Source organism: Nocardia asiatica NBRC 100129, from assembly GCF_000308415.1.
GTDB lineage: Bacteria > Actinomycetota > Actinomycetes > Mycobacteriales > Mycobacteriaceae > Nocardia > Nocardia asiatica.
On sequence record NZ_BAFS01000003.1, the window covers coordinates 22,102 to 33,792 of the forward strand.

Below are 11,691 nucleotides of genomic sequence, written 5' to 3' on the forward strand. Positions count from 1 at the left end.
CGACGGGCGGGTCAGCGCTCGTGCTCCGCGCCGGCTTCCGCCAAGGGGGTCGGCGCGGAGCCGTTGCGGGAGTACCCGATGCGCGGGGGCGCCGACGCGGGTTCAGGCTGCTGCGGCCTGCGCGTGCGAATCAAATAGGCCACGGCGCCCGCCAGTGCGACGGCGGCCGCGACGACGAGCCGGTTACGTGAACGCGAAGAGACATGCAGGCGCCCCGAGGTCATGGGACCACAATATGCACAGCCCGGCGATTCGCGCAGGAGTCCCAGCTCACGGGGTGGTGCGGCCCAGTTCCGCGGTCGCGTCGCCGACCGTGGCACGATGGGCGGCGTGACCTCACCGAACCAGACATCCGTGGCAACGCTGCACACGAATCACGGCGATATCAAGCTCTCGCTCTTCGGTAACCACGCGCCCAAGACGGTCCGCAATTTCCTGGGTCTCGCCGACGGTTCGGCGCCGTACACCACCGCGAACGCCAGCGGCGGCAATACCGGTCCCTTCTATGACGGCGCCCTGTTCCACCGCGTGATGGCCGGCTTCATGATCCAGGGCGGCGATCCGACCGGCACCGGTCGCGGCGGCCCCGGCTACGAATTCGGCGACGAGTTCCACCCGGAGCTGCGCTTCGACCGGGGCTACCTGTTGGCGATGGCCAACGCGGGGCCGGGCACCAACGGCTCGCAATTCTTCATCACCGTGCGCCCTCAACCGCACCTCAACCGCAAGCACACGATCTTCGGCGAAGTGGTGGACCCGGATTCCCGGAAGGTCGTCGACGCTATCGCGACCACCAGGACCGATCGCAACGACCGGCCGCTCGAACCCGTCGTCATCACCAAGATCACGATCGAATGAGACTATGAATCCTCAGCCGCCCGCACCCACATGCGTCCGCCATCCGAATCGACCGACCGGCCTGGCCTGCACGCGGTGCGGGCGGCCATCCTGTGCCGAGTGTCTGCGTCCCGCGGCCGTCGGCCAGCATTGTGTCGACTGTCTGCGTACCGATCAGCGCAGCGTTGCGCCGGTGCGGACGGTCTCGGGAGCGGCGGCGGCCCGCACGGCCGCGCCGTACGTGACCTATGTGCTGATCGCGATCAACCTGGTGGTCTACGCGATCACCGCGGCGCAGGCCGAGAGCCTGATGGACAACCAGCGGGGCTCCGCGCTGTTCCTGGACTGGGTGCTGTGGGCACCGGCCGTCGCGGCCGGCGAATGGTGGCGCGTGCTCGGCTCCGGATTCCTGCACTACGGTCCGATCCATCTGCTGCTCAATATGTTCGCTCTGTACGTGGTGGGCCGGGACGCCGAGTTGGTGCTCGGGCGGTTGCGCTATCTCGCGGTGTACCTGGTCTCGCTGCTCGGCGGATCGGCCGGGGTCATGCTGTTCGCGCAGAACAGTCTCACGGCGGGCGCCTCGGGGGCGGTGTACGGCATGTTCGGCGCGATCACGGTCATTCTCATCCGTTTGCGGCAGAACCCGAATCAGATGCTCATCCTGATCGGCATCAACGTCTTCATCAGTTTCTCGCTGCCCGGCATTTCGCTCTGGGGGCATCTCGGTGGTCTGGCGGCGGGCACACTGGCGACGCTCGGCATCCTGTTCCTGCCCGGTTGGTTGCGGGTGAAGACGCCGGAGGCGGCACGGACGGTCGGCTGGGTGTCCGTGGCGCTGATCGCGATCGCGGCGCTGGCGCTGGTGTCGGTGGGCGCGATCACTTCCGCTGCCTGACACCGGCATTCGCTTCACGTGAAACATCCGCGTCCGGGTGGGCCGACAACCCGGACGCGGTCAGCGGGTCTTGTCCTCGGTGAGTCGTAGGACTTCGACCAGGTCGTGGTAGACGATCTCGGGGTTCACGCCCAGATCCCACCGTCCGAAGATCAGCAGCCGCTCCGCGCCGCCGTGTAGGACGTCGATTTCCAGCATGGGCATCTTGCGCCCGAGGCGCCTATAGCCCACCACGCGGGCACGGACGATCTGATCGGGCGGGTATTCGTCCGCTCCGGTCAGCGTGCGCACCACCAAGCGAGGTCGATCACCGGATACGACGGACAGCCGCGGCCGTTGCCGGAATCCGAGGCCGGCGAGCGCGAGCAGACCGACGGCCGCGAGCCCGACGAGCAGGCGACTGGCCGCCTCGGTGGTCACGATCGCGGCGACAGCCAGCGCGAGGCCGCCTACCGTGACCGCGACGAGCGCGGCTGTCGGCGTGGTCCAGGCGTGGCTCGGCTCGTCGCGCTGCCGTGGGCCGGGCACCGCGGGCTCCGCACTCACAGCACTCCCCAATCGCTCCTCGAGTTGTCCACAGGCTCATCCACAGGTGTGCATGAATGACACGTCTGTAATCTGTGTCGCCGCCGTGCTCAGCGCCAGCGCATCGTCATGATCAGGCCGACCACCATCAGGCCGAAGCCGATCAGGAAGTTCCAGGCGTTGAGGTCGTTCATCCAGCTGATCTGCTCGGCCGCCAGGTAGTAGACGAGCAGCCACACCAGCCCGGCGAGCATGAACCCGAGCATGATGGCGACGTACCAGACCGGAGACGGCCCAGCCTTTACCTTCACCGGGGTCCGGCTGGCGGGGTTGATCGTGTAGTCGGTCTTCTTACGGACCTTCGACTTGGGCATGACGTCCTCGTATTCGGCGGTAGGTCGTGGTCTTAAGGCTATCCCAACAGGTAATGGATGCGACGCGGTGCCGTGCCGGGACGTAATCTCGATACCATGCGTGTTCTGGTCGTCGACAATTACGACAGCTTCGTCTTCAACCTGGTGCAGTACCTCGGTCAACTGGGTGTGGATGCCGTCGTCTGGCGCAACGACGACCCGAACCTGGCCGACGTCGGCGCGGTCGTGCGCGACTTCGACGGTATCCTGATCAGCCCCGGTCCCGGCACCCCGGATCGTGCGGGCGCCAGCATCCCGTTGGTGCGCGCCTGTGCCGAGCAGGAGGTTCCGCTGCTCGGGGTGTGTCTCGGCCACCAGGCGATCGGCGAGGCGTTCGGCGCCACCGTCACCAGGGCGCCCGAGTTGCTGCACGGGAAGACCAGCGAGGTCTTCCACATCGGTGCGGGCGTGCTGGCCGGTCTGCCCGACCCGTTCACCGCCACCCGGTACCACTCGCTCACCGTGGTCGAGGACACTCTGCCGGAGGAGATCGAGGTGCTCGGACGCACCGAGAGCGGGATCGTGATGGCCCTGCGCCATCGCACGTTGCCGATCCACGGCGTGCAGTTCCATCCGGAATCGGTGCTGACCCAGGGTGGGCACCGGATGCTGGCGAACTGGCTCGGCGTGTGCGGAGAGCGTCCCGCCGAGGGGTTGGTGCAGACGCTGGAGGCGGAGGTCGCCGCGCTGGTGCTGCAGTGACGCGTCCCCATGTACTGCTGTCGGTGGCGGTGAGCGTCGACGGGTACATCGATGACGCGAGCCCCGAGCGGCTGCGTCTGTCCGATGCGGCGGACTTCGATCGGGTCGATCAGGTTCGCGCGGACTCCGACGCCATCCTGGTGGGAGCGCAGACCTTGCGCAGCGACAACCCCCGGTTGCTCGTCGACAGCCCTGATCGCAGGGCGAGCCGCGTCGCGGCGGGCAAGCCGGAGTATCCGCTGAAGGTGACGGTTTCGGCGAGCGGCGACTTGGATCCCGGCCTGCGGTTCTGGCAACACGGCGGCGACAAGCTCGTCTACACAACCGAGGTAGGCGCGCCGAGAGTCGCCACCCGGCTCGCTGGGCTGGCCGAGGTGGTGAATCTCGGCACCGAACTCGACTTCGGCGCGCTGCTGGACGATTTGGGCCTGCGGGGCGTCGGCCGTCTCATGGTGGAGGGCGGAACCCGCATCCATACCGCCTTCCTCGCCGCCGATCTGGCCGACGAATTGCACCTCGCGGTGGCCCCCATCCTGGTGGGCGACGCCGCGGCACCTCGCTTCCTGGACCCTGCCGACTTTCCGGGCGCGCCCCATCGCAGAATGCGGCTCACCGGCGTGACGCAAGTGGGCGACGTCGCGGTGTTGCGCTATCTACCGAAGACCGAACCCCACTGACGCCGGTGCCACAAGCCGGCGATCGGCATGTGCGCCACGGCGTGCGGTCGAACCGCGGACGACCGCCGGCCGTCCGCGGCCCGAACTCGCCCGGCACCTCGACCCGTCCGCTGACGCACCGACGAGTCCGGCCGGGTCCATCGCCGAGCGGCAGATCGGATCGCTCGGCAGCGTGGTGTCGAAGTGCTCAGAGAAGGACGCGGGAAGCGCGATGCCGTGCCCGGCTTCCGCGCCGGTCCGGGACCTAAGGACGTCCGTAGACGGCGGTCACGAACTCGCCGAGCTGATTGTCGTCCAGGTGCCTGGCCAGGTCCGCCTCGCTGATCATGCCGACCAGTCGCTTGTTCTCGATCACCGGCATGCGCTTGACCCGGTTGCTTTCCATCTCGTCGAGAACCTCTTCGATGTCGGCGTTGGCGTCGACCCACCGTGGCGTCGCTTCGCACAGTTCATCGACCCGGCAATTCGACGGGGTCTTGCCCTGGGCGATGCACTTCACCACGATGTCGCGGTCGGTGACTATGCCGCACATCCGCTCGTTCTCGTCCGAGACGATCAAGGATCCGACGTTGAGCTCGGCCATGGTTCGCGCGGCCTGCTCGATCGTCGTGTCCTTCGGGATCCACTGAACGCCGGGTTTCATGATGTCCCTGGCAGTGGTCATGAGCTACCTCCTCGTGCTCAGCTGCGCTGATTGGGATGGAGCAGCATCATTCTCCCGCAATTCACACCGGATGGTCTCGTTTTCGTCAGACCGGCGCCGGCGCCGGTCACGGCGGACCCAGCACCCCCACGCCGACCAGGATGGCGCCGTTCTTCTGCAGCGAACTGCCCGCGGACGGTTGCTGGCTGAGGATGCGGCCGACATTGCCCGCGTCGAAGGTGCCCTGCGGCGACTGACTGATCTGGCTGGTGCTGCCGGTCCACCCTTCCGCACGCAATTTCTCCACCGCCTGCGAAACGGTGAGACCGATCAGCGACGGCATCTTCACGTCACCCGCGGACACCTGGATGGTGACCGTGGAGCCCTTCTCCGCGCTGCTGCCGCCCGCCGGGCTGGAAGCGACCACTTCACCTTTGGGCTTGGCGGACTGCACCTCCTGGACGACCACCTTGAAGCCGTTGCCCTCGACGTTCGGCTGCGCCACGTCGATCATCTGGCCGACGACGTACGGGACGCGGACCGCCTCCGGGCCGGTGCCGAGCGTGACCACCACTTCCCAATCGACGTCGACCTTCGAACCCGGTGACGGGTTCTGCTCGATCACCTGGTCCTTCTCGGCGGTGCTCGACGGCTTGCGCTCGATGTTCGGGTTGATCCGCAAGCCCTTGGAGTTCAACACCTGCTCGGCCTGCTCCTGGGTCAGTCCCGTGAGCTTCGGCACCTGGACCTGCGCGGGCCCGGAGGACACTTGGACGGTGACGGTGCTGCCCTCGTCGATCCGCGAGCCGCCGAGCGGCTGGGTCGCGATCACGTTGCCGGTGGCGACCTTGCTGTCGGGCTTCTGCTGGATCGCCACCGTGAAGCCGAGCTTCTGCAGCGCGTCCTGAGCCTGCTGGGAGGACTTGTTGGACAAATCCGGAACGGCGACCTGGTCCGGTCGGCTTCCCGGCCCGAGCAGCACCCAGAACAGCGCGAACACCACGGCGACGGCCGCGACGGCGCCGAGCGCGAGGTAGGCGGTCCGGCGCTGGCCGTTCGGCTCGGCCGGATCCTGCTCGGCGGTGTCGTCGTCGTCGCGCTCCACGGTGCGGTAGGCGCGCGGCCCGGGCTCGTCGGAGCCCATGAAGGTGGTGCGGTCCTCGTCGGTCATCACCATCGGCGCGATGGGCTTCTGGCCGCCGAGCACCCGGATCAGGTCCGCGCGCATCTCGGCGGCGGTCTGATAGCGGTTGGCCGGATTCTTGCTCATCGCCTTGAGCACGACCGAGTCGAGTTCGCGCGGAACCCCGGGATGCACGTGCGAGGGCAGCCGCGGGTCCTCCCGGACGTGCTGGTAGGCGACGGCGACCGGCGAGTCACCAGTGAAAGGCGGCTCGCCGGTGAGGATCTCGAACAGCACGCAGCCGACGGAGTAGACGTCCGAGCGGGCGTCCACCGTCTCGCCGCGCGCCTGTTCGGGCGAGAGGTACTGCGCGGTGCCGATCACCGCCGCGGTCTGCGTCATCGGGTTGGAGCTGTCGGCGAGCGCGCGCGCGATGCCGAAGTCCATCACCTTCACCGCGCCCGACCGGTTGATCATGATGTTCGCGGGCTTCATGTCGCGGTGCACGATCCCGGCCTTGTGGCTGAAATCGAGCGCAGCGCAGACGTCGGCGATGATCTCCATCGCGCGCCGCGGCGGCAGCGGTCCCTTGCCGCGCACGATGTCGCGCAGCGTGTCGCCGTCGACGTACTCCATCACGATGTACGGCAGCGGGCCGCCGTCCACCTCGGCCTCGCCGGTGTCGTAGACCGCGACGATCGCCGGGTGGTTGAGCGCGGCGGCGTTCTGCGCTTCGCGCTTGAACCGGAGGTAGAAGGTGGGGTCGCGGGCCAGGTCCGCCCGCAGCACCTTGATCGCCACGTCACGGCTCAGCCGGATATCGCGGGCCTTGTGCACCTCGGACATACCGCCGAACCCGATGATCTCGCCCAGCTCGTAGCGAGACGAGAGATTCTTCGGGGTCGTCATGGCAGTCCTTGCGAAGAAGTAGCGGGTCCGCTGCGGGTGGCCGAAGGCCCACGGGCGCCGGGGATCTCGGGGAATGGTAGGTCGAGGGTCGGGACGCGCGGCCGGGTGGTGGTGGTAGGCGCGGTGGTCGTCGGCTTCGTCGTGCTCGGTGCCGTGGTGGTGGGCGGCGGGGTGGTCGTCGTCGGCTCCGGTGTCGTGGTCTTCGGCTCGGTAGTGGGCGGTTCGTAGGTCTCGGTGTCCACCGGCGGCGGTACGGGCCTGGGGACGGTCGTGCTGGCCACCGGCGGGACGGGCTTGGGGTTCGGTGCGATCGTCGTCGTCGGCGACGGCGTCGAATCGGGGTTGGTGTCCCCGCCGAACAGCAGGAAGATCGTGAGCGCGCCGAGCAGCACGGCGCCGATGCCCAGACCCGCCAGCCATTTCTGGGTGGAGGTGAACCGCTGACCGTCGGCGGGCGGCTCGCCCGCCGCGCCACGGCTCAGCACGGTGGCCGGAGCGGCTACCGTGCCCGCGCGATTCGCCGCGCCCACCGCGCCGGCCGCGGGCGTCGAGTAGCGCACCGTCGCACCGTCGAAGTCGCTCGGCGTGGAGGGGATCACGGCGGTCGGCCCGGGCGGGAGCACCCGCGTGGCGCCGGTCAGCGGCGCGGCGGGATGGGCGCCGCTCGGCGGCGGAGGACGTCGACCCGCGCGCACCGCGGCGACCGCGTCGGCGAACTCGCCGCCGCTGGCGTAGCGGCGCCCAGGGTCCTTCTCCATCGTGATCTCGATCAGTTCGCGCACGTTGCCGGGCAGATCGGCCGGCATCGGGGGCGGAGTCTCGCGCACGTGCTTCATCGCGACGGTGATCGCGCCGTCGCCGGTGAACGGCCGCTGTCCGGCCAGCACTTCGTAGCCGACCACGGCGAGCGAGTAGACGTCGCTGGCCGCGGTGGCGTCCTCGCCCACCGCCTGTTCCGGGGCGATGTACTGGGCGGTGCCCATCACCATGCCGGTTTTGGTGACCGGGGAGGCGTCCACCGCTTTGGCGATGCCGAAGTCGGTGATCTTCGCCTGCCCGGTCGGGGTGACCAGGATGTTGCCCGGTTTCACGTCGCGGTGCACGACGCCCGCACGGTGCGCCACCTCCAGCGCGCGTCCGGTCTGCTCGAGCAAGTCGAGGCCTTGCGCCACCGACAGCCTGCCGAGCCGGTTGAGCACGGTGTTCAACGGCTCACCCTGGACGAACTCCATGACCAGGTAGGCGATCTCGCTGCCCTGCGGGTCGATGGTCTCGCCGTAGTCGTAGATCCCGGCGATGCCGGGGTGATTCAGCTGGGCGGTGGTCTTCGCCTCGGTGCGGAATCGATGCCGGAACGTCGGGTCGGCCGAGAACTCCGACTTCAGCACCTTGACCGCGACCCTGCGGTCGAGCCTGGTGTCCAACGCTTCCCAGACCTGGCCCATGCCGCCGGTCGCGATCAACCGCTGCAGCCGGTACCGGTCGGCGATCATCGCACCGTTGTTCAGCATCGAGGTCCCCGTACCTTCACTCGCACATCCATATCGTTCAGCCCCCTCGAAGACCGGCGTTCAGGACCGCGCGAGCCACCGGCGCGGCCACCGAGCCACCGGTCGCGGCAAGCGCCCGGTCCCCGCCGTTCTCCACGATCACCGCGATGGCGATCTTCGGGTTCTGCGCGGGGGCGAACGCGATGTACCAAGCGTGCGGCGGCGTGTTGCGCGGGTTGGCCCCGTGCTCCGCGGTGCCGGTCTTGGACGCGATCTGATAAGGGGTCTGGCCACCTCCGGCGGTATTGCTCTCCGACGCGATCATCAGGTTGGTCAGGGTCGACGCTACCTCGGCGCTGACGGCCTGGCCGACCGAGACCGGCTTGGTCTTGGTCAGCTCGCTCAGGTCGGGGCCCTGCAACTGGTCGACCAGGTAGGGCTCCATCCGGACGCCGCCGTTGGCGATGGTCGCGGCGACGACCGCGTTCTGCAGCGGGGTCAGCGCCACGTCGCGCTGCCCGATGCTGCTCTGGGCCAGCGCCGCCTGGTCGGAGATCGGGCCGACGGTGCTCTCCGCCACCGGCATCGGGATGCCACGGCGCGGGCCGACGCCGAACGCGGCCGCTTCGTCCTTGAGGTTCGCGGCGCCCACCTTCAGCCCGAGTTCGGCGAACGCGGTGTTGCACGAGCGCCGGAACGCCTCGTACAAGGAAGCGGTCGGGTTGGGACCGCACGTGGAACCGTTGTAGTTCTCCATCGGGACGCTGGTGCCCGGCGGCGTGATGTTCGGCGCGGCGGTGAACTGGTCGTCGGGAGTCGCCAGGCCGTTGGCCAGCGCGGCGGCGGTGACCACGACCTTGAACGTGGACCCGGGCGGATATGTCTGCGAGATGGCGCGATTCAACATGGGATGGCGCGGATCCGCACTCAGGGTTTCCCACGCCTGGGTGCCGCGCGCGCCGTCGTGCCCGGACAGCTGGTTCGGGTCGTAGCTGGGCGTGGACACCATGGTGAGGATCTTGCCGGTGCTCGGCTCGATCGCCACGACCGATCCGGTGTAGCCCTTGCTGGTCAACTGGTCGTAGGCGACCTGCTGCATCACCGGGTCGAGCGTGGTGAGCACGTTGCCGCCGCGTGGATCCCGGCCGGAGATCAGGTCGACGAGACGGCTGCCGAACAACTGGCTGTCGGAGCCGTTGAGCACGGAGTCCTCGGCGCGCTCCAAGCCGGTGCTGCCGTACTGCATCGAGTAGAAACCGGTCGCGGGCGCGTACGCCTCCGGCTCGGTCGGATAGGTGCGCAGGTACTTGTACCGGTCGTCGGTCGCGATCGAACTGGCCAGCACGGTGCCGCCCGCGGAGATCTGCCCGCGCTGGCGGGAGTACTCGTCCAGCAGCACGCGGGAGTTGCGTGGATCCGAGCGCAGGTCGTCGGCCTTGATCACCTGCACGTAGGTGGCGTTCGCCAGCAGCGCGACGACCATCACCATCACCGCGACCGCGACTCGGCGTAGTGGAGTGTTCATGTCAGGGGCCCTGCCTCCGGTCGTCCCGCGTCGCGGCGCAGCATCTCGGTCTGCGCGTCGGCGAGCGGCGCCGGCTCCTTCTTGCGCACCGGGGCGGGCGCGCGGGCTGCGTCGGAGATCTTGATCAGCAATGCCAGCAACGCGTAGTTGGCCAACAGCGAGGAGCCGCCGTACGACATGAACGGAGTGGTGAGACCGGTCAGCGGAATCAGCTTGGTCACCCCGCCGACCACGACGAACAGCTGGATCGCGATGGTGAACGACAGACCGGCCGCCAGCAGCTTGCCGAAGCTGTCGCGCACCGCCAGCGCGGTACGCAGCCCGCGCACCACGAACACCAGGAACAGCACCAGCACCGCGGCGAGCCCGATGAGTCCCAGTTCCTCACCGATGGTGGTGACGATGAAGTCGGTCTTGGCGAAGGGCACCTGGTTCGGTCGTCCGCTGCCGAGGCCGGTCCCGGCGAGGCCGCCGGTGGCCAGGCCGAACAGCGACTGGGAGATCTGATAGCCGGTGTTGTTGTAGTCGTCGAACGGGTGCAGCCAGGTCTCCACCCGGACCCGTACGTGGCCGAACAGCCGGTAGGCGAAGAGGAAGCCGAGGGCAAGCAGCCCGCCGCCGATGATCAACCAGCCGACCCGTTCGGTGGCGATGTAGAGCATCACCAGCACGGTGCTGAAGATCAGCAGTGAGGTGCCGAGATCCTTCTCGAACACCAGCACGCCGATGCAGACGATCCAGACGGCCAGGATCGGGCCGAGGTCGCGGCCGCGCGGGAACTCCATGCCGAGGAAGTGCCGTCCGGCGGCGGTGAACAGCTCGCGCTTGGCGACCAGCACCGAGGCGAAGAAGATGATCAGCAGGATCTTCGCGAACTCGCCCGGCTGGACGCTGAAGCCGGGCAGCCGGATCCAGATCTTCGCGCCGTTGGTCTCGGAGAACGCGCTGGGCAGCAGCGCCGGAATGGCCAGCGCGACGAGTCCGATCAGGCCGAGGGTGTAGCTGTAGCGGGCCAGCGTGCGGTAGTCGCGCAAGGCGATCAGCAGCGCGATGAACACCAGCGTGCCCAGCGCGGTCCACAGGATCTGCTGGGTGGCGTCGGGGGAGGGGGTCGCCCACGAGTTGTAGGCGGCGGTCTGCTGGTCGGCCAGATCGAGCCGGTGGATGAGCACGAGGCCGAGACCGTTGAGCAGCGCGACGATCGGCAGCAGCAGCGGATCGGCGAAGGGGGCGAACCGCCGCACGGCCAGGTGCGCGATCGCGAACAGCGCCAGATAGGCCAGACCGTACTTGGCGATGTCCCAGGTGATCGACTGTTCCTGACTGGCCTCGACCAGGAAGAGGGACACGGTGGTGATCACCGCCGCCGCGGCGAGCAACAACAGTTCGACGTTTCGTCTGGTGCTCGGCGGTGGCGCGGGAGCGAAGCCGCCAGGGGGACTGGGGAAAGCTCCAGCCGACGGCGGTGCCGGCGCGGACATCAGTCCGTCACCCGGCAGCTCTCCCCCGTGGTCTGGGGGTTCGGCGTGGTGGTCGACGGCGAGGCGGGAGCCTCCGACTTCGTCGGCGTCTTGATCTCGGTGCCCCTGGCGTCGCCCTGCTCCGGCGCGGGTGCGGGCGCACCGGTGGCCGCCGGGGGCTGAGCGCCGTTGGGCGCGGGCGGCGCGGGTTCGGGAGACGGGACGACCCCTGGCTGCGGCGCCGCTTCCTTGACCGGGCAGGGCGGCAGCAGTTCGCGCTGGGCGAGGTAGGTCATCGAGTCTCTGGCCTTGTCCAGCGACCCCGGCGGCAACCCCTTGTCCACCTGGTCGCGGCCGGTCTGTTTCAGATCACTGACCTTCAGCGGCTTGCACGAGGACGGAACGTCCTGGCCGGGTTCGCTCAGAGTGAGTTCCCCGTTGCGGGTCACGCACCCGACCAGGTTCACGTCGTGGATGGAGTAGCCGAGG

General features: G+C 68.6%; 12 protein-coding genes and 1 pseudogene. 4 read left to right on the forward strand and 9 right to left on the reverse strand.

Annotation, left to right across the window (positions count from 1 at the left end; translation table 11 throughout):
• Positions 1-11: 11 nt before the first annotated feature.
• Entirely contained in the window at positions 12-224 is a 213-nt protein-coding gene (locus ON27_RS00300; RefSeq protein ID WP_043717455.1) for a hypothetical protein, read from the reverse strand.
• Positions 225-330: 106 nt separating this feature from the next.
• Between ON27_RS00300 and ON27_RS00305 the strand changes: the two genes are divergently transcribed.
• Both ON27_RS00305 and ON27_RS00310 read left to right on the forward strand, forming a co-directional pair.
• Positions 331-858, forward strand: a complete 528-nt coding sequence (locus ON27_RS00305; protein ID WP_043717504.1) for a peptidylprolyl isomerase — start codon at positions 331-333, stop codon at positions 856-858.
• A 4-nt stretch (positions 859-862) separates the two neighbouring features.
• Entirely contained in the window at positions 863-1,735 is an 873-nt protein-coding gene (locus ON27_RS00310) for a rhomboid family intramembrane serine protease (RefSeq protein WP_043717458.1), read from the forward strand.
• 60 nt (positions 1,736-1,795) lie between these two features.
• Here ON27_RS00310 and ON27_RS00315 read toward each other — a convergent pair whose 3' ends face one another.
• Positions 1,796-2,281 carry a PH domain-containing protein gene (locus tag ON27_RS00315; protein ID WP_245559724.1) on the reverse strand — a complete coding sequence of 162 codons (486 nt, stop codon included), beginning with the start codon at positions 2,279-2,281 and terminating at the stop codon, positions 1,796-1,798.
• Between the two features lie 89 nt (positions 2,282-2,370).
• Complete coding sequence (crgA, locus tag ON27_RS00320; protein WP_040871406.1) at positions 2,371-2,634, reverse strand: cell division protein CrgA; 264 nt, start codon at positions 2,632-2,634, stop codon at positions 2,371-2,373.
• A 96-nt stretch (positions 2,635-2,730) separates the two neighbouring features.
• On the opposite strand from crgA, the gene ON27_RS00325 reads away from it, so the two are divergent.
• Both ON27_RS00325 and ON27_RS00330 read left to right on the forward strand, forming a co-directional pair.
• Complete coding sequence (locus ON27_RS00325; protein ID WP_043717461.1) at positions 2,731-3,375, forward strand: aminodeoxychorismate/anthranilate synthase component II; 645 nt, start codon at positions 2,731-2,733, stop codon at positions 3,373-3,375.
• Positions 3,372-4,052, forward strand: coding sequence for a RibD family protein (locus ON27_RS00330; protein ID WP_043717464.1), 681 nt, complete (start codon positions 3,372-3,374; stop codon positions 4,050-4,052). The genes ON27_RS00325 and ON27_RS00330 overlap by 4 nt, the downstream gene beginning before the upstream one ends.
• Before the next feature lie 244 nt (positions 4,053-4,296).
• On the opposite strand, the gene ON27_RS00335 is transcribed toward ON27_RS00330, so the two are convergent.
• The 6 genes and pseudogenes from ON27_RS00335 to ON27_RS00360 form a co-directional block, all read right to left on the reverse strand.
• Entirely contained in the window at positions 4,297-4,716 is a 420-nt protein-coding gene (locus tag ON27_RS00335; protein WP_043717467.1) for a CBS domain-containing protein, read from the reverse strand.
• Between the two features lie 106 nt (positions 4,717-4,822).
• On the reverse strand, positions 4,823-6,727 hold the full coding sequence (gene pknB, locus ON27_RS00340; protein ID WP_043717470.1) for a Stk1 family PASTA domain-containing Ser/Thr kinase: 1,905 nt from the start codon (positions 6,725-6,727) through the stop codon (positions 4,823-4,825).
• Positions 6,724-8,238, reverse strand: a complete 1,515-nt coding sequence (locus ON27_RS00345) for a protein kinase domain-containing protein (RefSeq protein ID WP_043717474.1) — start codon at positions 8,236-8,238, stop codon at positions 6,724-6,726. Before ON27_RS00345 ends, pknB begins: the two co-directional genes overlap by 4 nt.
• Positions 8,239-8,275: 37 nt before the next feature.
• The gene (locus ON27_RS00350; RefSeq protein ID WP_043717477.1) at positions 8,276-9,742 is read right to left on the reverse strand and encodes a peptidoglycan D,D-transpeptidase FtsI family protein; all 1,467 of its coding nucleotides are present in this window, start codon (positions 9,740-9,742) and stop codon (positions 8,276-8,278) included.
• Complete coding sequence (locus tag ON27_RS00355) at positions 9,739-11,223, reverse strand: FtsW/RodA/SpoVE family cell cycle protein (protein ID WP_043717480.1); 1,485 nt, start codon at positions 11,221-11,223, stop codon at positions 9,739-9,741. The genes ON27_RS00350 and ON27_RS00355 overlap by 4 nt, the downstream gene beginning before the upstream one ends.
• Positions 11,223-11,691, reverse strand: a pseudogene (locus ON27_RS00360) (serine/threonine protein phosphatase); the annotation flags it as partial. The gene ON27_RS00355 and the pseudogene ON27_RS00360, both read right to left, overlap by 1 nt.

Bases quoted from the DNA above. Each gene is read 5' to 3' on its own strand.
- ON27_RS00335 (WP_043717467.1), bottom strand. From the start codon at position 4,716: ATGACCACTGCCAGGGACATCATGAAACCCGGCGTTCAGTGGATCCCG.
- crgA (WP_040871406.1), bottom strand. From the start codon at position 2,634: ATGCCCAAGTCGAAGGTCCGTAAGAAGACCGACTACACGATCAACCCC.
- ON27_RS00345 (WP_043717474.1), bottom strand. From the start codon at position 8,238: ATGCTGAACAACGGTGCGATGATCGCCGACCGGTACCGGCTGCAGCGG.
- ON27_RS00350 (WP_043717477.1), bottom strand. From the start codon at position 9,742: ATGAACACTCCACTACGCCGAGTCGCGGTCGCGGTGATGGTGATGGTC.
- ON27_RS00300 (WP_043717455.1), bottom strand. From the start codon at position 224: ATGACCTCGGGGCGCCTGCATGTCTCTTCGCGTTCACGTAACCGGCTC.
- ON27_RS00355 (WP_043717480.1), bottom strand. From the start codon at position 11,223: ATGTCCGCGCCGGCACCGCCGTCGGCTGGAGCTTTCCCCAGTCCCCCT.
- pknB (WP_043717470.1), bottom strand. From the start codon at position 6,727: ATGACGACCCCGAAGAATCTCTCGTCTCGCTACGAGCTGGGCGAGATC.
- ON27_RS00310 (WP_043717458.1), top strand. From the start codon at position 863: ATGAATCCTCAGCCGCCCGCACCCACATGCGTCCGCCATCCGAATCGA.
- ON27_RS00325 (WP_043717461.1), top strand. From the start codon at position 2,731: ATGCGTGTTCTGGTCGTCGACAATTACGACAGCTTCGTCTTCAACCTG.